This window comes from Plantibacter sp. CFBP 8804 (assembly GCF_014841225.1).
In the GTDB taxonomy this organism is placed as follows: domain Bacteria; phylum Actinomycetota; class Actinomycetes; order Actinomycetales; family Microbacteriaceae; genus Plantibacter; species Plantibacter auratus.
Map to the genome: position 1 here is coordinate 797,517 of NZ_JACYTU010000001.1, position 24,825 is coordinate 822,341.

The following is a 24,825-nucleotide window of genomic DNA, read 5'->3' on the forward strand; positions in this document are numbered from 1 at the left end:
CCCGAAGCGGTCAACCGGCCGAGCAGGTGGGCAGCTTGCTCGTGTCGGCTCCGTCCGCGATGGCCTTGAGCGCTGCGAGCGAATCGTCGAGGGTCTTCACGGCGAAGACCGTCAAGCCGTCCGGGACGTGTCCGGCGACCTCATCGCAGTTGCTCTCCGGCGCGAGGAACCACTCGGCCCCGGCGTCCTTCGCGCCGAACAGCTTCTGCCGGATGCCGCCGATCGCGCCGACGTTGCCGTCGGCGTCGATCGTCCCGGTACCGGCGACGTCCTTCCCGCCGTTGAGCTCGCCCGGGGTGAGCAGGTCGATCATGCCGAGCGCGAACATCATGCCGGCGCTCGGGCCGCCGACGTTGTCGAGCTGGATGGTGATGTCGACGGGGAGGTCGTAGGTGGTCTTGGTGCCGATGCCGATCACGGTCGAAGTCGTCCCGTCCGACGCGGTCGCGGTCGTCGGCGTGATCTCGACGGTGCTCGCCGCTCCCCCACGCACGATGTCGAGCGTGACCGGTTTGTCCGTGCCGTTGGCGTTGATCGCGTCCCGCAGGCCGGCCAGGCCGGTCACCGGCGTACCGTCGACAGCGACGATCTCGTCGTCGAGCTGCAGCACCCCCTGCGCGGGGGCACCTTCCGCGATCTGTGCCACCACGATGTGCTCGGGGACCTCGTACCCGAGCTCACGCAACGCCGCCGCGACCGAGTCCTGCTGCGAGTCGACCATGAGGGTCGCGTTCTGCTCGTCGCGCTGCTCGGTCGTGACGCCGGGCGGGAAGTAGAGGTCCATCGGTACGACGGCGCGGCTCGGGTCGAACCAGGCCGAGACGATGTCGAGCCAGCCCGGGCTCCGTTGCGGGTTCCCGACCAGCTGGACCGTTAACATGTCGAGTGTGCCGCCGGTCTCGTAGGTCTGCTCGTCGTGGACCTCGATGAGCGGGACGTCGCCGTCATCGCCCTCGGTCGTACCCAGCACGTTGAACACTGGACCCGGCTGTTCGATGACGTACGGCGCGGGTACCGCCGAGAGCACGCCGAGGAGGACGAGCGAGAGGCTGAGCACGATCCACCCGAACCGGGCGCGACGATTGCGACCCTGACCGGTCGGCGCCGAAGCGGTGGGAGCCTCATCGGCGAAGAGCGACATGCAAGCCTTCCGGAGTGTTCGCGGTGGGCGGAAACCCGACCAACCATACCCCGGCGATTCTTCAGCGAGGTGCGACTAGCGTAGAAGGCCCAGCACCGAGCTATCTGAGAGGCGGCTGACGTGCCAGAGGATTCCGACAAGAGTCCGGAGGACGAGTTCCGCGACATGCTCCGCGAGCTCCTCTCCGGCAACGGTTCGTTCGACCCGAGCCAGCTCGCCGGCGCCGCCGGCCTCCCCAGCGATCCGGCCAGTCTCGCTGCGCTCATGTCGCAGCTCCAGGGCGCACTCCGCTCCAGTGGCGACGGCATCAACTGGGACACCTCGCTCCAGCAGGCGAAGACCATCGCCGGAGACGGCGCCCAGGACACGACGCCCGAGCAGCGTGCGGCGTTCGAGCAGGCGTTCCACATCGCCTCCCTGTGGCTCGCCGACGTCACCGACGTCGCCGAGCTGTCGAGCGAACCGGCCCTGTACACGAGGACGCGCTGGGCCACGAAGACGATGCCGTTCTGGACGCAGCTCGCCGAGCCGGTGGCCACGAACATCGCGAACGCCCTGACCGGCGTGCTCACGGAACGCGCGCCCGAGGAGCTGTCGAGCATGATCGCGAACGCCGGACAGCTCGTCCGCGGCATCGGCGGCACGCTCTTCGCCATGCAGCTCGGACAAGTCGTCGGTCAGCTCTCCAAGGAGGTCGTCTCCGGCGGCGACATCGGCATCCCACTGCTCGACGACAACGAGGCCGCCCTGGTGCCCCAGAACGTCGCCGACTTCGGCGAGGGTCTCGACATCCCGGCGGATCAGGTCCAGATCTACCTGGCGGTCCGCGAACTCGCGCACGCACGACTCTTCCGCCACGCCCGCTGGCTCCGCCTGCATCTCATCTCCTCGATCACCGACTTCGCGCGCGGCATCCGGATCGACACCGATCGACTCGAGGAGCTCGCCGAGAGCTTCGACCCGTCGAACCCCGAGGAACTCCGGGAGGCCATGACGAGCGGGGCACTCATCCCCGCCCGCACGGAGGCACAGGACGCGAGCCTCGCACGACTCGAGACGACGCTCGCCCTCATCGAGGGCTGGGTCGACGTGGTCACCGCGGCGGCCACCGAGCGTCTCCCCCGCTCCGCGGCCATCGCGGAGACCGTCCGCCGACGCCGCGCCGCCGGCGGGCCGGCCGAACAGGCCTTGGGCGCGCTCGTGGGACTCGAGCTGCGACCCCGCCGGCTGCGCGAGGCTGCGCAGATGTGGCAGCAGGTCACGGACGCCGTCGGTACCGCGCAGCGCGACGCCCTGTGGTCGCACCCCGACCTCGTGCCCACCGCAGCCGACATCGACGCCCCGGAGTCGCTCATCGCGCGCCTCGAAGCGGAGGCCAGGGGCGAGCGTCCCGAGCAGGACGAGATGGATCTCGCGCTCGAAGACCTCCTCCGTGGCGAAGAAGGCGGCGACCAGCACGACGACGAGCCCGGTTCGGAGCCCTCCGGCCCGAACGGTGCCGGCGGCCCCCCGGTCTGATCCACGGCGACGCTCCACAGCTCGTCCTTCCGGGCGGGCTGTGGAGAGTGACGACGCGACCGGTCGTCGACCCGTCATCATCGATGGATGACGACGCGCCTCGATCCCAGGAGACCGCTGCTCTGGCGAACCCCGCACAGCCTGCAGGTGGGAGTCGATGAAGCGGTCCTGCTCGACAGCGTCCGGACCGAGACCGAGCAGGTCGTCGCGGCACTGCGTGCCGGCTTCCCGGCTCTCGTCGAACGACGACTGCCGGACGCCTTCGACATCCCAGCCCAGGAGTTCGATCGCGTCCTCTCGACGCTCGACCCGGTGATCGAGCACGACGGCCCCGCTTCCGGACCCACCGTGACGCACCGGGTCGTCGTGGACGGCGCGAGCCCGGCGGCCGAACTCCTCCGACGTCTCCTCTCCGAGCAGGAGGCGGTCGAACTCCTGCCACCGGAGTCCGGGTCGACCGGATCCGGGTCGCAGCCCGACCACGTCGACGTCGCCGTCCTCTTCGCCGACTTCGTCATCCCGCCGAGTCGGTACACGCGCTGGCTGCGCGACGACGTCCCGCACCTGCCGGTCGTCTTCAGCGATCGTGTCGTGAGGATCGGGCCGTTCGTGACACCCGGTTCAGGGCCGTGCCTGCACTGCGTCGAGCTGCACCGCACCGACGACGATCCGGCCTGGCCGGCCGTCGCCTCCCAGCTCCTCGGGCGCCGCTCACCACTCGACACCCAGCTCCTCGGCGCGGAGGTCGCGACCCGCGTGACCCGCTTGGTGCTCCGACACCTCGACGCGTCCCAGCCCATCCTCGCGAGCACCCAGCTGGTGGTCGACGCCGCGACCGGTGGGGTCAGGCGCCGCGTCGTCCGGGAGCACTCGAGGTGCGCATGCCGAGCTCTGTCAGGAATCGCGACGGCTCGCGTCGACCCCCACGTTGCTGCATCTCGGACCAGGACAGGTTGAGCAGCCGCTTGGCGCGGGTGATGCCGACGTAGAGGAGCCTCCGTTCCTCGTCCGCCTGCTCGAACTGTTTCGCGTAGGAGATCGGCAGATACCCCTCGGAGAGCCCGATGAGGTGCACCGCCTCCCACTCGAGTCCCTTCGCCGAGTGCAGCGTCGCCAGCGTGACCGCCTCGACCGTCGGCTCGTGCTGCGCGGCCTGCCGCAGTTGCAGCTCATCCGTGAAGGCGCGGAACGAGGTCCCCTCCGGCGCCTGGTCGACGAGCCCCATGATCGCGTTGAGCGACTCCCAGCGGTCGCGCACCGCACCACCACCGTCGGGCGGGTCCTGGCTCCAGCCGAGCGACCGGAGCACGTCGCTCACGGACTTGAACAGGGGCTCACCGCTGATCGAGACGGAGGCCGCGCGGAGCTGGAGCAGGGCCTGCCGCACCTCGGGCAGCTCGAAGAAGCGCTTGGAGCCGTGCATGACGTAGGGCACGCCTGCCTCACCCAGGGCCGTCTCCAACGCCGCCGCCTGCACGTTGATCCGGTAGAGCACGGCGATCTCCGAGGCAGGGACGCCCGCCTGCAGCTGCACGAGGATCTCCGAGGCCACGCCTCTCGCCTCGGACAACTCGTTCGGGTACTGCCGCAGGCCGACCGCCGGCGTCTCGGGCCGTGCGGTCTGGGTGCCCTCGTCGTCGCGTGCGGTGGCCGCTGAGAGATGCAATGCCCCCGGGCGCCCCCGCATGAGCGTGTTCGCCGCGGCCACGACCGGCGGGGCGGAACGGTAGTTGCGCTCGAGCCGGACGACCGTGGCGTCGTGGTACCGGGTCGGGAAGTCGAGCAGGTAGTCGGAACGAGCACCGGCGAAAGAGTAGATGGTCTGGCTCGCGTCGCCGACGACGCACACGTCCCGTCGTCCACCCAGCCAGAGTTCGAGGAGTCGGTGCTGCAGCGGCGAGACGTCCTGGTACTCGTCCACGACGAAGAAGCGGTACTGCTCGTGCACCTGCATGGCGACGGCGGGCTCGGTCTCGATCATGCCGGCGCATGCGAGCAGGACGTCCTCGAAGTCGATGCGCCGGCGCTCGTCCTTCAACTGCTCGTAGGTCTCCTGAAGCGAGACGACCTGCTCGAGGGACAGCTTGGCCGGCAGCGGCCGGTTCGACGCCGCATACTGCTCGAGGGTCAGGCCGGACACCTTGCGCCATTCGATCTCGCCCGCCACGTCGCGCAGGGTCGCGGTGTCGACCCGCAACCGGAGCCGTTCGGCCGCGTGCCCGAGCACCCGGCCCTTGCTCTCGACGAGCGCAGGCACCTGTCCGCCGACGACCTGGGGCCAGAAGAAGTTCAGCTGCGAGAGCGCGGAGGCGTGGAAGGTCCTGGCCGAGACACCCTCGGCTCCGAGTGCCCGGAGCCGGCCACGCAGTTCCGCAGCGGCGCGGCTGGTGAAGGTGAGCGCCATGACGCGCGACGCCGTGTAGGTCCCGGTCGCGACGCCGTAGGCGATGCGATGGGTGATCGCGCGGGTCTTGCCGGTGCCTGCGCCGGCGAGCATGCACACGGGTCCGCGGAGCGCCTCCGCTGCGACGGCCTGGTCGGGGTCGAGTCCGGCCAGCAGTTCGGCCGGACTGCTCATCGGGACCCCTCGGTGGTGCCGCGCCTCATCGAGACCAGGATCCGCGAAGCCATTCGTCGATCACGGCTCGTGCGATCGACGACGGTCCGGGGAGGATGACGTCGGTGGCCGGGTCCTCGAGTTCCTCCCGAGTGAACCACCGCAGGTCGAGGATCTCCTGACCGTCCGGGACGAGCGCCTCCGGATCCTGATCCTCCGCGAGCGGCGCGACGAAGCCGAGCATGAGCGAGCGCGGGAACGGCCACGGCTGCGAACCGAGGTAGACGGGCGTGCCGAGACGCATCCCCGACTCCTCGAAGATCTCGCGGGCGACGGCTTGCTCGAGAGACTCGCCGGCATCGACGTAGCCGGCCAGCAGTGAATACCGGTTGTGCTCCCACATCGCGTTCGACCCGAGCAGGATCCGTCCCTGAGGATCGACGACCGCGACGATGACCGCGGGATCCATGCGCGGGAAGAGTTCGTTGCCGTCGACCGGGCAGTGCCGTGCCCAGCCGGCGTTGCGGACGGTGGTCGGCGAGCCGCAGTGCGCACAGAACGGCTCGGCTCGGTGCCAGCCGGCGATCGCCAGCGACGTCGCCAGGATCCCGACGTCGCGGTCGGAGAGCCGGTGTCCGCTCCGACGGAGGTCGAACCAGCGGTCCTCATCCTCGGTGATCGCGTCGGCATCGGCCTCGGCGAGGACCCACAGCAGGATGTCGGTGCCCGGTGGTGTCCCCGGGCTGTCCTCAATTGTGCTTCCGAGGTAGACCATGAGCTCCGGCTCGGGCAGGTCCGAGGGATCCAGGAGGTCGAGCGCGTCGCCGGTCACGAGTGCGCGCCGGCCGCGGAGGACGACGGCTCGGGCGTTCGGATCGACCCGCAGTCCGTCGAGCACGTCCGGTCGTGAACGGAGCTCGCCGTGACGGTCGAGTCCGCCTCTCGCAAGCGGTAGACCGGCGAGTGCGCGAACCTGAATCGTCATGGACAACCTCTCTGAGGGCGTGGCGAGCGCGGCTCACCGGGACGGCCCCGTACCCTGGATGTCATGGCCAGATCCCATCTCACTCTAGCCGCGTTGGCCACCTCGGCCGTCGCCGACCTCCAGGTCCGCGGCTCCGGCGCGCACACCGCCGGCGGCGAGGGGAACTACGACGCGGCCCGTCTCGTGACGGCCGACGGGCGCGAGCTCATCGTGCGCATCCCGACCTCACAGCAGGCCGAGACGGAGCAGTCCGCGGACCTCATCGCCCTTCGCGCACTCACGCCCGGTATCCGCAGCAGGTTGCCCTTCGACGCTCCAACCGTCGTGGGCCAACTGCCCGTCGACGGCACTCGCGCCGTCGTGCTCGACTTCGTGGCCGGCAGTCACCTCGACCCGACCGCGCTCGGCCGCGACGAGGTCCTCTCCGACTCGCTCGGTGCCGCGGTCGCCGCGATCCACTCCCTCCCGACGGCCTTCATCGCGGAAGCGGGCCTCCCGCTGCTGTCCACCGAGCTCATCCGGGCGGACGCGCACCGCATCGTGTCCCGCGCCGCCGAGACGAGGCTCCTCCCGACCGCCGTCCGGGAGCGCTGGCAGGCGGCCGTCGAGGACCACTCACTCTGGCAGTTCCAGCCCACCGTCATCCACGGATCCCTCGCCGCCGACCGGGTGCTCGTCATTCGTCAGGACGGCCACGGACTCGTCAACGGCGTCATCGAATGGGGCTCGCTGCGGGTCGGCGACCCGGCCCTCGACCTCCACTGGATCGCGACGCTCGGCGCGACCGGCGAGCAGGCGCTGTCCGCCTACGCGGCCTCGTGTTCCCGCGGACCCGACCGCTTCGTCACGCTCCGCGCCCGCCTCTACGCGGAACTCGAGATCGCCCGCTGGCTCCTGCACGGCCGCGACAGCCATGACGAGACCATCGTCGAGGACGCGGTCGCGATGCTCGACGGGCTCGTCGACCGCGTGCTCGGCGACGTGACGGACCCCCTCGGCACCACGACCGGACCCGTCCTCGACGTCGACGAGGTCGAGGACATGCTCGACCGCACGCCGATCGGCTCGTCCTCCCCCGGCATCGCCATGCAGACCGACACCTATGACCGGTCAGAGCTCGAGCGCGCCCTCGGCCGCGATCCCGGCGGCTCGGACGACGACGACACCGACGACGGTGAGGCCGACGAGGATCGCGACCACGCCGGAACCGACGCGGACGCGAACGCCACGGATCAGATCGACACCTCGTCGTTCGAGCTCTGGGACTCGGCGGCCTCCCCGAAGGACCGCTCCCACTCCGACAGGAGCTCCTCCTCCGAGTAGAGGCGTTCCGGCCGGAGCTGCACGTCGTGGCTCACGTAGTAGAGCACGGCGTCGATGCGCTCGGGGTCGACCTCCCGGTGGTGCGCGTACGCCAGACGGTAGAGCGCGAGCTGGAACGAGGCGTTCCGCACGTCCTCCGGCGTCGTGGGTACCGCGCCGGTCTTCCAGTCGACGATCTCGAACCGGTCCCCGCGCTCGAACACCGCGTCGAGCTTGCAGACCACCACTCGTCCGGTGTCGCCGAGCGGCACGTGGATCTCGGTCTCGACCTCGATCGGTCGGACGTCCGCCCATTCCGAGGCGAGGAACCGCTCGGTGAGCTCGTCGAACCCGATCCCCTCCGACGCGTCCGGCCCCGGGCGTTCGACGTCGAGCTCCTCGGGGAGCGCGTCGACCAGCTCCTGCAATCCGAAGCGTCCGTAGTGCGCCTCGACCCACGAATGGAACCGGGTCCCGAGGCGGGTCTGCCGGTAGGGCCGCTGCGGGACGGGGCGACGCAGACGTTCGAGTGCGGCCTCCGGTTCCGTGACGAACTCCTTGAACTTGGACGCGGGGATGCGCACGGGGAGCTCACCGCGCGCGGTCGTCGTCGCGGCACGGCGTCGTTCCTCGAGGAGCAGCGTCAGCTCGTTCTCGAGGGGGCCGAGGGTCGCCAGCAGCTCGGACTCGGACCGCCCGCGCCGCTGGTCGACCTCGGCCGCCGCCCGCTCGACGACGCTCCGACGCGCGCCGAGCGGATCGAGTGGCCAGTCGAGGACCGCGGCACCGGAGTCGACCGGGTTCTCCTCGAAGGCGGAGGCGGCGGGGAGCGGTGCGATGACGCCCGCCGAGGCCAGCTCCAGGAGGTAGGTGCTCGCAGCACGGGGCCGCTTCCGATCGCCCGACCAGAACGAGCCGGTGAGCAGGAGGTCGTGCTTGGCGCGGGTCACCGCCACATACGCGAGCCGGCGTTCCTCGTCGAGCGCGCGTTCGCCGAGCGCTTCCGAGAAGGCGAGCTGAGCGTCGACGACCTCCTTCCGCGTCTCGGCCGTCCGCCAGGCGAACTCCGGCAGCTCCGCTGCGTCGCCTCGGAAGTCGTACGGCAGCGTCCCGAGACGGACCCAGCCTTTGCCGTCCTTCGGTTTGGCTGGCAGTTCGTCGACCACGAGCCGCGGGATCGCGACATGATCCCACTCGAGGCCCTTCGAACCGTGGATGGTGAGCAGTTGGACCGCACCCTGGTCGGGTGCGTCGCTCGCCGGTCCGAGGTCGTCTCGGGCGAGCGAGCGGTCGATCCACGCCAGCAGGCTGCCGAGCGTCACCTGCTCCTCCGCCTGGATGAACGAGATGACCTCGTCGTGGAACGCCTGCAGTCTGGCCGGAGCGCGCGCCGCGGAGCCGGTCGACTCGTTCGCGACGACCTCGATGTCGAGCCGCAACTCGCGCTCGACCGCTCTGACGAGATCGGGGAGGCCGCTGCCCGCACGACGCCGCAGGGAGGCGAACACCAGTCCGGCCTCCCGAAGACGCGAACGCGCCTCGTCGGTGAACCCGGCGGCGAGGCCGGCCGGCACGCGGTCGGCGGCGATGAAGTCGAGCGCGTCGATGATCGACCGCCCGTCGTCGTCGGCGACCGACTCACGGAGCCGGGCGGCCAGTTCGGCGTCGTACCGCTTCGTCTTCCAGTCGATGGCCTGCAGGTACCGGGCCACCTCCACGAGGTGTCCGAGGTCGTGGACGCCGATCCGCCAGCGAGGCCCGCTCAAGAGCCTGATGAGCGAGGACCCGGCACCGGGATCGTGGATGACCCGCAGTGCCGCCGTCACGTCGACGATCTCCGGTGAGGAGAGCAGACCGCCGAGGCCGAGGATGTGGTGGGGGACGCCGAGCGCGGCGAGGCCGTCGGCGAACTCCTGCATCGGTCGACGCGCCCGGAACAGGATCGCGGCCGAACCGGCCGGGTCTCCCCCGCGTTCTGCGAGCAACCGGTCCGCGCACCACTCGGCGACCACCCGGATCTCCTCGGCACCGGTCTCGGGGAACTCGACGGCCAGGGAGCCCGCCCCGGCGCCGGGCTTCGGCTCGAGGTCGAGGACACGCAGCTTCCCCGCCGTCTGCGCCTGCTGCTGCAACGGGCGGACGAGGACGTTCGCGGCTTCGAGGACCGTGCGGTCGTTCCGCCAACTCGTGGACAGGTTGAACTGGGTGGCGGCGACCTCCCGACCGAAGTCGCGGGAGAACCGTGCGAGGTTCGCCGCGCTCGCCCCGCGCCAGCCGTAGATGGACTGGTGCGGGTCGCCGACCGCCATGACGGGGTGGTCGGCGAACAGGGTCGACAGCAGTCTGGTCTGCACGACCGAGGTGTCCTGGTACTCGTCGAGCAGGACGACGCCCGCGCGATCGCGTGCGACGGCGGCGACCTTCGGCGAACGTTCGCAGGCGGCGAGCGCGAGGGCGACCTGGTCGGAGAACTCGACGAGTCCCTGCCGGCGCTTCTCGTCGGCGTACCGGTGCGCGAGGTCGAGCAGGACCGGCAGGGCACCCACGACCTCGACGGCCTGGTCGATCTGCGCGTAGGCCCCGCGACCGCCGTCGGGGAGCTCGCCGATGCCGACGAACCGTTCCACGAAGCCGAGCAGCTCCTCGGTGGTGCCATCGATCTCGGCGAGCTCGTGACTCAGTGAGAGGACGAGCTCGGCTACCTGGTCGACGGACTTGCCGAGGGTGGCGAGCCGGTCGTCTCCGTGCCGGACCACGACGCGCCTCGCGAGTCGCCAGGCGGACGCCTCGGACAGCAGGACCGACTCGGGCTCACGGCCCACCAGGAGGGCGTTGTCGCGGAACAGGGCGTTCGCATAGGCGTTGTAGGTGGACACCTCGGGACGGTCGAAGAGCGCGTCCGCCGCGGGATCCAGGATCCCGATGTCCTGCAGGGCGGCGATCCGCTTGCCGATCCGCGCCGCCAGCTCGCCCGCGGCCTTCCTGGTGAAGGTGAGCCCCAGGATCCCGTCGACGCTCACGTGCCGGTTGGCGAGCAGCCACACGACGCGTGAGGCCATGGTCTCGGTCTTCCCGCTCCCGGCACCGGCGACGACGAGCACGGGCGCCATGGGGGCCTCGATGACCTCGACCTGCTGCGTCGTCGGTTGTGGGAGGCCGAGCAGGCCGGCGAGCATCTCGGCCGAGTAGGTCTCCTCCGTGCTCACGAGCTCACCGCCGGGACGACGTGGATGGCGCACTCGCCGAACGCGAACGGGTCATGACAGTGGGTCCCGACACGGGCCTCGAACACCGCGCCCGCCATGCCGACCGCGTCCGCCAGAACACGCTCGCGGAAGCGCTCGAGGGCTTCGTCGTCGAAGGCGGGCTGGGCCGGGTCGTAGTACTCCTTGCGCTTCGTGCCGGCCGACACGACGATGAGCTTCGCGCCACCGCTCAGCAGCCCCTCAGTACCGGTGATCGCACCGGACGCCAGCGCGAGCTGGTAGGCACCGAGCTGCGCCATGTCGGCGACCTCCCGGTCCTGTCTGGGCGCCGAGCCGCCGGTCTTGAGGTCGGCGATCACGACGCGTCGCGTCCCGTCGGCGTCGGGCACGAGTTCGACGCGGTCGATCGAGCCGCCGAGCACGGCCGCGCCGCCCAACTCACCGATGGGGATGCGGAGGCTGAACCGGCTCTCGTTGCCGATCGAGGTCACGCCCGCCCGCTCCGCGTCGTGGAGGTACGCCGACAACCGGTGGACGAGTTCCGCCGCACGCCGTTTCGTCGCCGCGCCCTCCCAGGCCGCCTCGAAGTGGAGTTCGTCCCAGCGGTCCTCCACCGCTGCCCAGAGCGCGGCCTCGTCGGAGGACTCGGCGTGTTCGAGCGCGGCGTGCACGATCGTGCCGAGCCCGGAGGCGAACCCGGAGGCTCCGCCGCCCAGTCGGGCGATCGCCCAGTGCAGCGGGCACTCCTCGAAGGCCTCCATGCGGGACGGGGAGACCGGCAGCTCCTCGACGGCGGGGTCGTGCAGCGGTGCCGTCGAGCTCGGTGCGGCCACGCCGTACCACTCCTCGGTCGGAGCGCCGGGGACTCCCGCTGTCGCGAGGATGGCCAGGGCCGAGGCGGACGCGGCACGCTCGGCCGGGTCCGCGGGGCGGATCCGGCGGGTGAGCGAGCGACGCAGGGTGCCGACGAGCCCCCGGAGCGACAGGGGCGACAGGGATGCCCGGTGCGGATCGGGTTCCGGGAGCAGCGTGAGGAACGGGCTCGCCTGGTGGTCGTCGTCGACGACCGCGACCACCATGAGCGACCGGTGCGCACGGGAGGTCGCCTGGGCGAAGAGTCGGAGCTCGTCGTGGAGGACGGCGCGTCGTGCGTCCGCCGTCGCCGTGGCAGTGCCCTCCAGCAGCTCCACAAGCTCCGAGGCGCCGAGCAGTGAGTCGCGGACCCGCAGGTTGGGCCACACGCCGTCCTGCATGCCGGCGACGACGACCGTGTCGAACGCGGTCCCGACCAGGGCCGCGGGCGTCGCGATCGTGACCGCCTCCCGGAGGCCCGTCGGCGCGAGGGAGTCGTCGCCGACCGTCTGTTCGAGCAGGCGGTCGAGGAAGACGGAGGCCGGGGTGTCGGGCTCCGCCTCGACGAAGGTGCGTGCCGCATCGGCCAGCTGGGTGATCGCGTCGAGGTCGCGGTTCGCCTCCTCGGCGGCCTGACCGCTGCCCTTCGACAGCGAGACCCAGGAGCGCTCGAGCCTGCTCCGCGACCAGAGGCCGTAGACGAGCTCCTCGGCCGACGCGCCCGCCGCCGCCTGCGCGCTCGCCTCGGCAAGGCTGTCGGCGAGTGAGCGGGCGCGGGCGGCGGAGGGCGTCTCGAGTCCGATGAGTGCACCGGGGACGGCGAACGCCTCTTCCAGCAGGCGGTCCGCGCTGCGGTCGAGGCCCTCAGCGAGATCGGCGTGCCGGAGCGCGGCCCGGAGTCGCCTGACCCCGATCGAGTCCAGTCCGCCGAGCGCGCTGTGGAGGAGTTCGGTCACGACCTCGGCGTCGAGCGGCGTCCGTCCGAGCGCCACCGACATGGCGAGGAGGACCGACCTGACGAACGGGTGGTCGCGCAGCGGTGCTCCGCCGGTGCTCGCCCGGGTGGGCACCTCGAGGGAGGACAAGCCCCGTTCGATCGCCGGGATCAGCCCGCCGCTGCGGACGACCACCGCCATGTCGGCCCACGCGACGCCGTCGAGGACGTGGCGCTCGCGGAGGAAGCGTGCGACGACCGCGATCTGCTCGGCCGGGGAACCGGCCGCCACGGTGACGACGGAGTGCTCGGGGGCCTCCGCGTCATCGACCGGTGGCGCGGCCGTGCGATGGAGTCCGGCGCCGGCCGTGCCGATGCGTTCGGCGACGCCGCGGATGGTCGCCCGGATGTCCGGCGTCCCGCGGTGGACCTGCCCGAGGACGAGCGTGTCCACCGGGCGACCGAGCACCTCGGCGAACCGCCCGAGCGCGTCGGCTCGGGCACCGTGGAAGGCCCCCGTCGTGAGGTCGGGGTCGCCGAACGCGACGATCGTGACCCCGTGTCGGGCGAGCGCGGCGAACAGCTGAAGGACGCCGTGGGTCGCCTCCTGGGCGTCGTCCACGAAGACCACCCGCAGGCTGCCGAGCACGCCCGTTCCCGGTTCCTGTTCGTCGAGGAGCCGAACGGCGCGGGCGAGGGCCGCCGCGGGCGTGAGGTGTCCGCGCCAGTCGTCGGCGAGGAACCCCTCGATGAAGCCCGCGGACGCGACCCACTCGGGACGCCCGTGCTCCGTACCGAGCCGACGCAGCTCGGCGGGCGCGACGTCGTGTTCGACGCTGCGTTCCATGAGGTTCCGGAGCTCGGTGCGGAACCCCTGCAGGCGCCTGACCTCGGGACCGAGCTCGGCGGGCCACAGTGGACCGGTCGCGTCCTGTTCGTCACCGAGGAGTCGCTCGGCGATGGTCTGGTCCTGCTCGCCGCCCGTCAGCAACCGTGGTCGTCCTGAACCGGCGAACGCCCCGGAGCCCGCGATGACCTCGAGCGCGAGGGAGATGGCGGTGCGCGCCAGGGATCCGGGTGTGGCGCGCGCGACCCGTGCCTCGAGGCGGTCGCGGAGGACCTGCGCCGACGACCGGGAGGAGGCGATGACGAGCACCTCGTCGGTACGCAGACCGCGCGAGTGCACGCGTTCCGCCACCGCTTCGATGAGCGTCGTGGTCTTGCCCGTGCCGGGAGCCCCGAGCACGACGGCGGACCGGTCGTCCGCGAGCCGCAGCACGGCATCCTGCGAGTCGTCGAGCCGGACGCCCGTGCCGACAGCCGGGTCGCCGACGGGCGCGCGGTCCGCGTCACGAACCGCACCCGTCGGATCGTCGGAGGCGTCGGGAACCGTCATGGTCCGCACGTTACCGGAGCCTCCCGACATCGCCGCGACGGCCGACCGGCGTTCCGCTGTTCGCTGACAGCAGCCGACCCGCGCCGGTCGGAGGACCACGACTCCCGTAGTCTTGCCCTACGCAACCGAAAGGCACTCAAGGTGGAAATTCGCATCGGAATCCTCAACAGCCCTCGCGAGATCGGCTTCGAGACCTCGCAGCCGGCGTCGGAGATCGAGCAGGCGGTCAAGACCGCGCTCGAGACGGACGCCAAGCTGCTCGCACTCAAGGACGACAAGGGCACCAGCTACCTCATCCCGACCGCGGGCATCGGCTACGTCGAGCTCGGAACCGAGGAGTCCCGCCGCATCGGATTCGTCGGCTGATCATGGAACTCCTCTTCGTCGTGCTCGGCGGTGCCATCCTCGGTCTCGCCGTCCGCTACCTCCTGCCCGGCCGCGACCAGCACGGGGCCGCGCTCATCCCGGCGGTCGCGACGCTCGTCGCCGCCGTCGTCTGGGTCGCGGCGACGTGGGCCGGCATGGCGTGGGACGGCGGCTGGATCTGGGTGCTCGCCTTCGGCGCGTCCGTCGTCGTGAGTGTGGTGGTCGACCTCGTGCTCGTCCGCGTCCGCACCTCGTCGGACGAGGCGATGCTGACCCGCTTGCAGCAGGGCGTCGCCGCCTGACCCGAAGCGCTCGATCGATCGACGCCGTCGCTCCACCCGGAGTGGCGGCGTCGTCGTGTCGGAGGGGACGACCGGTCAGGCCGTGAGCCCGAGCGCGTCCATCCGTCTGGTGTGGTTCGCGATGAGCTCCGTGTAGACCGGTTCGACCCGGGCGTCGTCCGGCAGCGCCTTACTCTCGGTCACGAGGGCGGACCTGGCGACGAGCATGGTGTCGCCGAGCAACCGACGGCCCCACATCGCGAGCGTCGAAGCTCGCTCGGGGTGCGTTGCGATCACCCGGTGCAGGATCCCGACGAGCGGGTCCTCCTCCGGACCGGGGGCGACGATCGCAGCCAGGTCGCGGGCGTCCGCCCCGTCCAGGCCGCGCGCGAGCTGCGCGAAGAACTCGTCGAGGAAGCCCCGCGCCACGAGGACGCCCAGCAGGAGTTCGTCCCAGGTGCCGGTGCGCAGGATCGCCTGGAACTCGTCCCGCGTGCGTGCGTAGGGTTCGAGCACGGCGCCCGGGTCGTCGCTCGTCCGGCGGAGCCAGGCGAGGAGCGCCTGGTGCTTGCGCAGCGCCGTGGCGGCGGCCTCGGCAACCGTCTCCCGATCGGCGTCGTTCGGAGCGTGCTCGACCGCGAACGACAGCGTCATGAAGAACCCGAGCTGCAGTTGCGCCACCTGACCGAGGTAGTCCGCGGTGCTGGGCGCGAGCTCGTGGAGGTCGACACGGGTCGCCTGGACGGCGTCCTCCCGCGAGCGCAGACGAGGCGTCTGGGTGCCGGGACGCCGACGTCGTGCAAACCAACGAGCCATGCGACCACCCTATCCGCAGCGCGCCGATCGCCGTGTTCCGCGCGCCCAGCGGCCTCTCGGGACGTCCCGGGTAGAATAGCCGTGCCCCGGCGTCGGATCGGGGCCCTACACCTGTGTGCAATCGAAGGTGTAGACCATGACTGCACTGACAGGTATCTCCGTGACTTTCTCTGATCTCGGTGTCGACCAGGACATCGTCGACGCCCTCACGACCAAGGGCATCATCGAACCATTCCCCATCCAGGAGCAGACGATCCCCCTCGGGCTCGCCGGCCAGGACATCATCGGCCAGGCCAAGACGGGCACGGGCAAGACCTTCGGGTTCGGCATCCCGATCGTCCAGCGCCTCGGCCTCGACCCGGCTCCCGGCGTCAAGACCCTCGTCGTCGTCCCGACCCGTGAGCTCGCCGTCCAGGTGTCCGAGGACATCGAGATCCTCATCTCGAACCGGTCGACGACGCTCGTGTCCATCTACGGCGGCAAGGCCTACGAGGGTCAGATCGAGCAGCTGAAGGCCGGCGCCCAGATCGTCGTCGGCACGCCCGGCCGTCTCATCGACCTCAACAACCAGCGCCTCCTCGACCTCTCGGGCATCACCGAGATGGTGCTCGACGAGGCCGACAAGATGCTCGACCTCGGCTTCCTCGCCGACATCGAGAAGCTCTTCTCCAAGACTCCCGCCGCGCGTCACACGATGCTGTTCTCGGCGACCATGCCCGGTCCGATCGTGGCCCTGGCCCGCCGCTTCATGAGCAAGCCGATCCACATCCGTGCGAGCGACCCCGACGAGGGGCTCACGCAGGCCAACATCAAGCACCTCATCTACCGCGCGCACTCGCTCGACAAGGACGAGGTGATCTCGCGCATCCTGCAGGCCGAGGGTCGCGGCAAGACCGTGATCTTCACGCGGACCAAGCGTGCCGCCGCGAAGCTCGTCGAGGAACTGACCGACCGCGGGTTCAACGCCGCAGCGGTGCACGGCGACCTGAACCAGGAGCAGCGCGAGCGGGCGATGGCGTCGTTCAAGGCCGGCAAGCGCGACGTCCTGATCGCCACCGACGTCGCCGCCCGTGGCATCGACGTCGACGACGTCACCCACGTCATCAACCACACGATCCCCGAGGACGAGAAGACGTACCTCCACCGCGTCGGCCGTACCGGTCGCGCCGGGAAGACGGGTATCGCCGTCACGTTCGTCGACTGGGACGACCTCCACAAGTGGGCGCTCATCAACCGCGCCCTCGAGTTCGGTCAGCCGGAACCGACGGAGACCTACTCCTCGAGCCCGCACCTGTTCACCGACCTCGGGATCGCCGAAGGCACGAAGGGCCGGCTGAAGCCCGCCAAGGCCGTCGAGCCCGCTCCGCGACGCGAGGGTTCGCGGAGCGCAGGCGGACGCGACGGTTCGCGGACCGGCGGCGGACGCGACGGTTCACGGACCAGCGGCGGTCGCGGAGGTGAGCGCGGCGGACGCGGAGGCGACCGCACGCAGCCGACCAGCACCCGCCTCGAGTCCCAGCCGAGCACCCGCGCCCACTCGCGGACGCACGACGCCGCCTCGACCGACACCGTCGACCGCAGCGCGCCCGCAGCAGGCACCCACGACGGCCACGGTCCGGAGCACCGCGACGGCAACAGCGCTCCCCGCCGCCGGAGCCGGACGCGCCGCACCGCTCCCCCGGCCCCCACGGCGTAGATCCGCCACGCAGAACGCCCGCACCCTTCCGGATGCGGGCGTTCTGCATGTCGCGAGCGCGGCGCTCGACCCGGTTGGTGACCGAAGGATACCGGTCCCTGAGCCGGTCGAAGGGTGCTCCGACCATCGTCCCCGCACATCCGCTTCGTCCCCGTGGGCACTTCGACAAGCTCAGTGACCGGGAGAAGTACACCCCGGTCCCTGAGCCTGTCGAAGGGCACTCCGGACGCGCCGCAGATCAGTCGGGCAGGACGGGTGCCGAGCCGGTGGCCTCGGCCACGATGCGTCGGACCACGTCGATGTCCGTGGTGTTCTCGCCGAGGCGGTTCGGCTTCCCGGTTCCGTGATAATCGCTCGAACCGGTCGCGACGAGACCCAGCTCGGAGGCGATCCGCCGCACAACGACCTTCCCCTCCTCGGTGTTCTCGCGATGCTCGATCTCGAGCCCGAACAGGCCCGCTTCAGCGAGTTCACGGAAGTACGGCTCGGGCAGCATCCGGTCGCGGCCGGCCGGGACCGGGTGGGCGATCACGGGGACGCCACCGGCGGCGCGGACGAGCTTGACCGCGGTGAGCGGGTCGGGCGCGTAGTGCGGCGCGTAGTAGCCGGTGCGCGGATGCAGGATGCCGTCGAAGGCTTCGCCACGGTCGGCCACGATCCCGAGGGCGACGAGGGCGTCAGCGATGTGGGGCCGTCCGACGGTCGCACCTTCGCGGGTCTGCGCGAGGACGTCCGCCCAGGACAGCGGGTAGTCGCCACCGATGCGTGCCACGATGCCCTCGGCCCGCCGGAGCCGGGACTCCCGGATCTTCGCGGTCTCCTGGAGCAGGTCGCCGTTCAACGGATCGATGAGGTATGCGAGCAGGTGCACGCTCCGCCACTCATAGCGGGTGCTCAGTTCCATTCCGGGGAGCAGGGTGATGCCCTGGCGCCGCGACTCGACCGCCGCCTCGGCCCAGCCGGCGGTGGAGTCGTGGTCGGTGAGGGCGATCGTGCCGAGCCCCGCGGCACCGGCCGCGCGCATCAGCTGCGTCGGCGTCTCCGTGCCGTCCGAGACGCTCGAGTGCGTGTGCAGATCGGCGGGGCCGTGCATGTCTCGAGCGCTCACCACGCTTCCACCCTAGTCGCAGGTCCTGCCCCGAGGACTCCCAGACCGCTCGCCTACGCTGACGCGGGTGCTGAAGACCGTCGGTGGCGTCATCGCGGCCGTGCTCGCGATCGCGACCACGGCCCTGCTGGTCGTCGCCGTCCTCCCCGGGCTGTTCGGTCTCGAGCAGGCCCAGGTCGTCGTCCAGCTGAGCGCGTTCCGCCTCCTCGTGGCGATCGCCGCCGCGGGCGGCGTCCTCCTCTGCCTCGTGACGGCGATCCTGGTCCGAGGATCCCGCCGCGTGCTCCCCGCCATCCTGGCGGTCGTCCTCGCTGCGGTCTCGGTCACCGGCGCCGTCGTCACCGCCAACCGCGGGGTCGACGACCAGATGGTCGCCGGAGAGGCGACCGATCTCGCGGATCAGGTCACGGTCCTCGCCTGGAACACCCTCGGCGACGCCGTCGATCCCGGCACGATCGCGGCGATCGCGGTGCGTGAGGGCGCCGACGTCGTCTCCCTGCCGGAGACCTCGTCCGACACCGCGGCGGTCGTCGCCGCCGCGATGACCGCCGCCGGACGGCCGATGGTCGCGCATTCGACCGACGCCGACGCAGGAGGGACGAGCCTCCTCATCAGCACCGGACTCGGCGAGTACGCGGTCCGTGCACCGACGGCGACCGGCCCGACCGCCATCGAGCGCTCGGAGACCCTCATCGCCGATCCGGTCCTCGGTCGCGGACCGACCCTCGTCGCCGTCCACACCACGGCCCCACTGCCGAGTCGGCTCGACGACTGGCGCGCGGAACTCGCCGATCTCGCCGGCCGCTGCACCGACGACGCGGACGTGATCATGGCCGGTGACTTCAACGCGACGCTCGACCACCTCGCCGGGTTGCGCGGCGTCGGCGACCTCGGCGCGTGCCACGACGCCGCCGCAGCCGACGCGGCAGCCGGGCTCGGTACCTGGCCGACCGAGCTCCCGGCGGTCCTCGGCGCGCCGATCGACCACGTCATGGCGACACCGGGATGGGTCACGGTGTCGGCTCACGTGCTGACCGACGTCGACGGCACGGGCAGCGATCACCGGCCCGTGGTCGCGACGCTGCTCCCCCGCACGGCGAGCTGAGCGTCGGGTGCCTGTCGCGACCGCAGTGCGACAATGGAGGCATGGCGACTTCCGCAGACACATCCAGTTCGAACACCGTCCAGACCGAGGCGACCTCCAACCGGGCGGCCGCCTGGTCGGAGGGCTTCCGCGCCTTCATCGGCACCGGGTGGGCCGACCGCCCAGAGGTCCTGCCGGAGCCGCGGGAGACCGCCGGCCTCGCAGCGGCTCGTCGTGAACGCCTCTCGGCCCAGTTCCCCGGTCAGCGTCTCGTCCTCCCCGCGGGCGGGATGAAGCAACGGTCGAACGACACCGACTACCTGTACCGGGCGCACTCCGCCTTCTCGTACTACACCGGCTGGGCGGCCGACACCGAGCCCGACAGCGTCCTCGTGCTCGATCCCGAGGAGTCCGGCCACACCGCGACCCTGTACTTCCGCGAGCGAGCGGGCCGCGACACCGACGAGTTCTACACGAACGCCGCGATCGGCGAGTTCTGGATCGGCGCGCGTCCGTCGCTCGCCCAGGTGGCAGCCGACCTCGCGGTCGCGACCGCCGACCTCTCGGCGTTCACCGCCGACGCCGCCGATCTCACGGTCGACGTCGACGACGACCTGACGCGCGCCGTGTCCGAGATGCGCCTCGTGAAGGACGCCTACGAGATCGCGCAGATGCGTCTTGCCGTCGACGCGACCGCGCGCGGCTTCGACGACGTCGTCGCCGAACTCCCGAAGGTCCTCGCTCACCAGCGCGGCGAGCGCATCGTCGAGGGCGTCTTCGCCGGGCGGGCTCGCGCCGACGGGAACGGCGTCGGGTACGAGACCATCGCCGCCGCCGGGCCGCACGCCTGCATCCTCCACTGGACGCGCAACGACGGACGGGTCGTCCCGGGCGACCTCATCCTCATCGACGCCGGCGTCGAGCTCGACAGCTACTACACCGCCGACATCACCCGCACGATCCCGGTGTCCGGCACGTTCACCGAGGTCCAGCGTCGGGTCTACGAGGCCGTCCGTGAGGCGGCCGACGAGGCCTTCGCCATCGTCCGCCCCGGCATCCGGTTCCGCGAGGTGCACGCGGCCGCGATGGCGGTCATCGCACGCAAGACCGCCGAGTGGGGCCTGCTCCCCGTCACCGCCGAGGAAGCCCTCCTGAAGGAGAACGAGCAGCACCGGCGGTACATGGTGCACGGGACGAGCCACCACCTCGGCACCGACGTGCACGACTGCGCCCAGGCCCGCCGCGAGATGTACGCCGACGCCGTGATCGAGCCCGGCATGGTCTTCACCATCGAACCCGGCCTCTACTTCCAGGTCGACGACCTCACGGTCCCCGAGGAGTACCGCGGCATCGGCGTCCGGATCGAGGACGACATCCTCGTCACCGAGGACGGCGCGGAGAACCTGTCAGCCGGCATCCCGCGCACCGCGGACGAGGTCGAGGCCTGGCTCGCGCGCTGAGCCCGGCCGCCGGGCGACGGCTCGGAGCCTGACGCGGCTGGATCAGCCCGCGTCGGTCTCCGGGCCGCGCTCCAGGAGGTTGCGTGCGCGGTTCGCGAGCTCACCGCCGACGATGAGGTCGTAGCGCGTCGCCACGACGAGCGTGGCCGAGGTGTACTCCTGTCGCTTGCGGGTCACCGAGTACGACACGATGCCGAACAGCATGCCGAACGCGGCACCCATGAGCACCGCGGCACCGAGCAGCATGAGGTTCGTCTCGGGGTTGAAGATGACGAGGACGAGCCCGAGGAACAGTCCGAGCCAGGCACCGCTGACCGCACCGGCTCCCGCAGCACGGCCGTAGCTGAGGCGACCGGTGACGCGTTCGACGCTCTTGAGATCACTGCCGACGATCGAGATCTCCTTGACCGGGAAATCGGTGTGGGCGAGCGACGAGATCGCGGCCTGCGCGGACTCGTAGCTCTCGTAGCTGGCCACCGTCTCGCCTCGCGGGATGACGCCGAGCGCCGGGGCGCCCTTCCGGCCGAACTGTCGCGGATCACTCATGCCTCCATCCTCTCACCCCGCCTGGAGCGGGCACTCCAGGCCGACCACCGGCGGGTAGGTTAGTAGTCGTGAGTGCAACCAGAGTGTTCGTCGCCAGGCTCGCCGGGTGCACCGTCTTCGACCCCGCGGGCGATCGTGTCGGCAAGGTCAGGGACGTGCTCGTCGTCTACCGCACCGGCAAACCCCCGCGGGTCGTCGGCCTCATCGTCGAGATCCCCGGGAAACGCCGTGTGTTCGTGTCGATCGGCCGCGTGACGAGCATCGGCGCCGGGCAGATCATCACCACGGGACTCATCAACGTCCGCCGGTTCGAGCAGCGCGGTGGCGAGGTGCGCGTGATCGCCGAACTCTTCGGCCGACGCGTCGTCTTCCGCGCCACCGGCGAGGAGGCGACGATCGAGGACGTCGCCATCGAGGAGCAGGGCCCCGGCGAGTGGCAGGTGTCGCAGCTGTTCGTCCGCCGCCCGAAGACCACCGCCTCCCCCTTCGTGAAGGGCCCGACGACCTTCGCCACCTGGAACGAGCTGCGCGAGGAGCAGGAGCTCGGCGAGGCCCAGTCCGCCGAGCAGCTCATCGCGACCTACGCCGACCTGAAACCGGCCGACCTCGCGAACACGCTCCTCGACCTCCCGCGCGACCGGATGATCGAGGTCGCGGAGGAGCTGTCGGACGACCGCCTCGCGGACGTGCTCGAGGAGATGCCCGAGACGGACCAGGTGCAGATCCTCGCCCAGCTCGACGACGACCGCGCAGCCGACGTCCTCGATCAGATGCAGCCGGACGACGCGGCGGACCTCATCGCCCAGCTCCCCGAGGACCGCGGTGAGCACCTCCTCGAACTCATGGAGCCGGAGGAGGCGGAGGACGTCCGCATGCTGCTCCGCTTCGACCCCGAGACCGCTGGTGGCCTCATGACGACCGAGCCGATCATCCTCTCCGCCGACGCCACCGTCGCGGAGGCCCTCGCGTCGATCCGACGCTCCGAGCTGGCACCGGCGCTGGCGGCCGGAGTCTGCATCACCCTGCCGCCCTACGAGTCGCCGACGGGACGCTTCCTCGGGATGGTGCACTTCCAGCGCATGCTCCGCTACCCGCCGCACGAGCGCCTCGGGACCCTGCTCGATCAGAGCCTCGATCCGGTGGGCGTGCGGACCTCCGCCGCCGAGGTCTCGCGGATCCTCGCGAGCTACAACCTCGTCCAGGTACCCGTCGTCGACGAACAGCACCGGCTCCTGGGGGTCGTGACGATCGACGACGTCCTCGACTACCTGCTCCCGGACGACTGGCGCAGCATCGACGAGAACGATGAACTCCCGGCGTCGGAACAGCGGCTCGGATCGAACGGAAGGAGGGCAGGTCGTGGCACGAGCTCCCCGCAATGAGGTCCGGCTCGACGCTCCGAAGGGGCTTCGGAGTTCCGTCCGTTCCATCCGCCGCGCCCCGGCCTCGCGCGACCGCTTCGGCCGGTTCACCGAGTGGATCGCCCGGGCGATGGGCACCCCGTGGTTCCTCCTCGGTCTCACCCTCTTCGTCATCCTGTGGATCGCCTGGAACACCTACGGTCCACTCGCCCTCCGGTTCGACTCGGTCGACATCGGCTTCGTCGCCCTGACCCTCGTGCTGTCGCTCCAGGCCTCGTACGCGGCGCCGCTGATCCTGCTCGCCCAGAACCGACAGGACGACCGCGACCGGGTGCAGATCGAACAGGACCGTCAGCGGTCCGAACGCAACCTCGCCGACACCGAGTACCTCGCCCGTGAGGTCGTCGCGCTGCGACTGGCCCTTAAGGACATGGCGTCGAAGGACTTCATCCGCGCCGAACTGCGCTCCCTCCTCGAGGAACTCGATCGGGATCGCACCGACCAGCCCGAACACGACGGGCCCGAGCGTCGGCGTGGCTGACGCCGGCGCGGCTGACACCGGCCTCGCCGAGCGGATCAGGACCGCGCTCGCACGCGTCATCGACCCCGAGATCCGCAAACCGATCACCGAACTCGACATGGTCGGCCCGATCACGGTGGACGACGCCGGTGCCGCCGACGTCACGATCAAGCTCACGATCGTCGGCTGCCCGGCAGCGGCGAGCATCGAGCGCGACGTGCGCGAGGCCACCGCGGCGACCCCCGGGGTGACGAGCGTCGCGGTCGACGTCCAGGTGATGTCGACGGCGGAACGTCAGGCACTCACGGAGCGCCTGCGAGGCGGCCGCACCGCCCGCGGCATCCCGTTCGGCCCGGACTCCCTGACCCGCGTGTACGCCGTCACGAGCGGCAAGGGCGGGGTCGGGAAGTCGACGGTGACCGCGAACCTGGCCGTCGCACTCGCCGCCAGCGGCCTGCGGGTCGGCCTGGTCGACGCGGACGTCCACGGGTTCTCCATCCCGGGGCTCCTCGGCCTGGTCGAGGACGGCCTGGCCGTCAAACCGACGCAGGTCGGCGACATGATCCTGCCACCCGTCGCCCACGGCGTGAAGGTCGTCTCGATCGGCATGTTCATCGACGCACCGACGGACGGCACCACCGCCGTCGCCGTCGCCTGGCGCGGACCGATGCTCCACCGCACCATCCAGCAGTTCCTGACCGACGTGTTCTTCGGCGACCTCGACGTACTGCTCCTCGACCTCCCGCCCGGCACCGGGGACGTCGCCATCTCCATCGGCCAGCTGCTCCCCCACGCCGAGGTGCTCGTCGTCACGACACCGCAGCCGGCTGCCGCCGAGGTGGCCGAGCGCAGCGGCGTGGTGGCTCGCCAGACCGGGCAGCGCGTCCACGGCGTCATCGAGAACATGGCGGGTCTCCCCCAGCCCGACGGCAGCGTCCTGCAGCTGTTCGGCTCAGGGGGTGGCGAGGCGCTCGCAGCGAGGTTGTCGATCGGCCAGGACGCCCCGGTACCGCTCCTCGCCTCGGTCCCGCTCAGCGTTCCGCTTCGGGAGGGCGGAGACGCCGGGCTGCCGATCGTCCTCTCGGATCCGACGGATCCCGCGGCGGCCGAGATCCTCCGCCTGGCCGGTCAGCTCGCTGCGAGACCGCGTGGCCTCGCCGGTCGTCGTCTCGGCGTCAGCACGAACTGAGCCGTCCGGCTCGGACGTGTGCGACCGAAGCGGACTCAGGTGGCCTCGAGGTCGAACGGGGGCGCGGCGGTCTCTCCGGCGGCGAGTCGGCGCAGGCGCTCGTCGGTCGCCGCCTGGATCGACTTCGGCTTCTCGAGCGACGGAACGGCTGCGGGAGCCGCGTCGAGCGGAGCGGTCGTCGCGACCGTCGGCGTCACCGGAGGCTCGTCGTCGAGGAGCGCCTCTCGGATGATGCGTCTCGGATCGTACTGACGCGGGTCGAGCTTCTTCCAGTCGACCTCGTCGAACTCCGGCCCCATCTCCTCGCGCATCCGATCCTTGGCGCCGGAGGCGAGGTCTCGGAGGGTGCGGACGAGTCGCGCCAGCTGGGAGGCGTAGTACGGCAGCCGTTCAGGACCCAGCAGGAACACGGCGATGACCCCGATGATGAGGAGTTTGTCGAAGGTCAGACCGAACACGACATCAGACTACCGCGCGAGCCTCAGCTGTCGGAGCAGTTGCAGGCCA

General features: G+C 71.0%; 20 protein-coding genes. 11 read left to right on the forward strand and 9 right to left on the reverse strand.

Going from position 1 to position 24,825, the window contains the following annotated elements:
* Positions 1-10 precede the first annotated feature (10 nt).
* Entirely contained in the window at positions 11-1,141 is a 1,131-nt protein-coding gene (locus IFU11_RS03765; RefSeq protein ID WP_192018191.1) for a YlbL family protein, read from the reverse strand.
* A 120-nt stretch (positions 1,142-1,261) separates the two neighbouring features.
* On the opposite strand from IFU11_RS03765, the gene IFU11_RS03770 reads away from it, so the two are divergent.
* On the forward strand, positions 1,262-2,659 hold the full coding sequence (locus tag IFU11_RS03770; RefSeq protein ID WP_371742714.1) for a zinc-dependent metalloprotease: 1,398 nt from the start codon (positions 1,262-1,264) through the stop codon (positions 2,657-2,659).
* Positions 2,660-2,746: 87 nt separating this feature from the next.
* Positions 2,747-3,616 (forward strand): TOMM precursor leader peptide-binding protein, encoded by an 870-nt coding sequence (locus IFU11_RS03775; protein WP_192018192.1) that lies wholly within the window; start codon positions 2,747-2,749, stop codon positions 3,614-3,616.
* On the opposite strand, the gene IFU11_RS03780 is transcribed toward IFU11_RS03775, so the two are convergent.
* Both IFU11_RS03780 and nudC read right to left on the reverse strand, forming a co-directional pair.
* Entirely contained in the window at positions 3,504-5,237 is a 1,734-nt protein-coding gene (locus IFU11_RS03780; RefSeq protein WP_192018193.1) for an ATP-dependent helicase, read from the reverse strand. The two genes, IFU11_RS03775 and IFU11_RS03780, sit on opposite strands and share 113 nt — an antisense overlap.
* A 25-nt stretch (positions 5,238-5,262) precedes the next feature.
* A complete protein-coding gene (gene nudC, locus IFU11_RS03785) occupies positions 5,263-6,201 on the reverse strand; it encodes an NAD(+) diphosphatase (RefSeq protein ID WP_192018194.1) in 939 nt (312 codons plus the stop codon).
* 63 nt (positions 6,202-6,264) lie between these two features.
* Here nudC and IFU11_RS03790 point away from each other — a divergent pair, with 63 nt between their 5' ends.
* Positions 6,265-7,524 carry a phosphotransferase gene (locus IFU11_RS03790; protein WP_192018195.1) on the forward strand — a complete coding sequence of 420 codons (1,260 nt, stop codon included), beginning with the start codon at positions 6,265-6,267 and terminating at the stop codon, positions 7,522-7,524.
* Here IFU11_RS03790 and IFU11_RS03795 read toward each other — a convergent pair.
* Both IFU11_RS03795 and IFU11_RS03800 read right to left on the reverse strand, forming a co-directional pair.
* Positions 7,434-10,742 carry a UvrD-helicase domain-containing protein gene (locus IFU11_RS03795; RefSeq protein WP_371742715.1) on the reverse strand — a complete coding sequence of 1,103 codons (3,309 nt, stop codon included), beginning with the start codon at positions 10,740-10,742 and terminating at the stop codon, positions 7,434-7,436. The two genes, IFU11_RS03790 and IFU11_RS03795, sit on opposite strands and share 91 nt — an antisense overlap.
* Positions 10,706-13,891: a UrvD/REP family ATP-dependent DNA helicase gene (locus tag IFU11_RS03800; protein ID WP_192018196.1), complete on the reverse strand. Its 3,186-nt coding sequence runs from the start codon at positions 13,889-13,891 to the stop codon at positions 10,706-10,708. The genes IFU11_RS03795 and IFU11_RS03800 overlap by 37 nt, the downstream gene beginning before the upstream one ends.
* Positions 13,892-14,032: 141 nt before the next feature.
* Here IFU11_RS03800 and IFU11_RS03805 point away from each other — a divergent pair, with 141 nt between their 5' ends.
* Together IFU11_RS03805 and IFU11_RS03810 are read left to right on the forward strand one after the other, a co-directional pair.
* On the forward strand, positions 14,033-14,257 hold the full coding sequence (locus tag IFU11_RS03805) for a DUF3107 domain-containing protein (protein WP_064296179.1): 225 nt from the start codon (positions 14,033-14,035) through the stop codon (positions 14,255-14,257).
* A 2-nt stretch (positions 14,258-14,259) separates the two neighbouring features.
* Positions 14,260-14,559, forward strand: a complete 300-nt coding sequence (locus IFU11_RS03810) for a hypothetical protein (RefSeq protein ID WP_079705552.1) — start codon at positions 14,260-14,262, stop codon at positions 14,557-14,559.
* Between the two features lie 75 nt (positions 14,560-14,634).
* On the opposite strand, the gene IFU11_RS03815 is transcribed toward IFU11_RS03810, so the two are convergent.
* On the reverse strand, positions 14,635-15,354 hold the full coding sequence (locus IFU11_RS03815; RefSeq protein WP_079705551.1) for a ferritin-like fold-containing protein: 720 nt from the start codon (positions 15,352-15,354) through the stop codon (positions 14,635-14,637).
* A 136-nt stretch (positions 15,355-15,490) separates the two neighbouring features.
* Here IFU11_RS03815 and IFU11_RS03820 point away from each other — a divergent pair, with 136 nt between their 5' ends.
* Positions 15,491-17,050 (forward strand): DEAD/DEAH box helicase, encoded by a 1,560-nt coding sequence (locus IFU11_RS03820; RefSeq protein WP_192005224.1) that lies wholly within the window; start codon positions 15,491-15,493, stop codon positions 17,048-17,050.
* 238 nt (positions 17,051-17,288) lie between these two features.
* On the opposite strand, the gene IFU11_RS03825 is transcribed toward IFU11_RS03820, so the two are convergent.
* Positions 17,289-18,143 (reverse strand): PHP domain-containing protein, encoded by an 855-nt coding sequence (locus tag IFU11_RS03825; protein WP_192018372.1) that lies wholly within the window; start codon positions 18,141-18,143, stop codon positions 17,289-17,291.
* Positions 18,144-18,225: 82 nt separating this feature from the next.
* On the opposite strand from IFU11_RS03825, the gene IFU11_RS03830 reads away from it, so the two are divergent.
* The gene (locus tag IFU11_RS03830) at positions 18,226-19,263 is read left to right on the forward strand and encodes an endonuclease/exonuclease/phosphatase family protein (protein WP_192018197.1); all 1,038 of its coding nucleotides are present in this window, start codon (positions 18,226-18,228) and stop codon (positions 19,261-19,263) included.
* 41 nt (positions 19,264-19,304) lie between these two features.
* Positions 19,305-20,702, forward strand: a complete 1,398-nt coding sequence (locus IFU11_RS03835; RefSeq protein ID WP_192018198.1) for an aminopeptidase P family protein — start codon at positions 19,305-19,307, stop codon at positions 20,700-20,702.
* A gap of 42 nt (positions 20,703-20,744) precedes the next feature.
* Here the strand turns inward: IFU11_RS03835 and IFU11_RS03840 are convergent, their stop codons facing one another.
* The gene (locus IFU11_RS03840) at positions 20,745-21,248 is read right to left on the reverse strand and encodes a general stress protein (RefSeq protein ID WP_079705546.1); all 504 of its coding nucleotides are present in this window, start codon (positions 21,246-21,248) and stop codon (positions 20,745-20,747) included.
* Positions 21,249-21,316: 68 nt separating this feature from the next.
* Here IFU11_RS03840 and IFU11_RS03845 point away from each other — a divergent pair, with 68 nt between their 5' ends.
* Genes IFU11_RS03845 through IFU11_RS03855 form a run of 3 tightly spaced genes read left to right on the forward strand, consistent with a single transcriptional unit; the run spans position 21,317 to position 24,318 of the window.
* Entirely contained in the window at positions 21,317-22,630 is a 1,314-nt protein-coding gene (locus IFU11_RS03845) for a magnesium transporter MgtE N-terminal domain-containing protein (protein ID WP_079705545.1), read from the forward strand.
* On the forward strand, positions 22,608-23,150 hold the full coding sequence (locus IFU11_RS03850) for a DUF1003 domain-containing protein (protein WP_071261025.1): 543 nt from the start codon (positions 22,608-22,610) through the stop codon (positions 23,148-23,150). The genes IFU11_RS03845 and IFU11_RS03850 overlap by 23 nt, the downstream gene beginning before the upstream one ends.
* The gene (locus IFU11_RS03855; protein ID WP_371742716.1) at positions 23,143-24,318 is read left to right on the forward strand and encodes an Mrp/NBP35 family ATP-binding protein; all 1,176 of its coding nucleotides are present in this window, start codon (positions 23,143-23,145) and stop codon (positions 24,316-24,318) included. Before IFU11_RS03850 ends, IFU11_RS03855 begins: the two co-directional genes overlap by 8 nt.
* 35 nt (positions 24,319-24,353) lie before the next feature.
* Here the strand turns inward: IFU11_RS03855 and IFU11_RS03860 are convergent, their stop codons facing one another.
* Positions 24,354-24,776: a Sec-independent protein translocase TatB gene (locus tag IFU11_RS03860; protein ID WP_192018199.1), complete on the reverse strand. Its 423-nt coding sequence runs from the start codon at positions 24,774-24,776 to the stop codon at positions 24,354-24,356.
* Positions 24,777-24,825 lie beyond the last annotated feature (49 nt).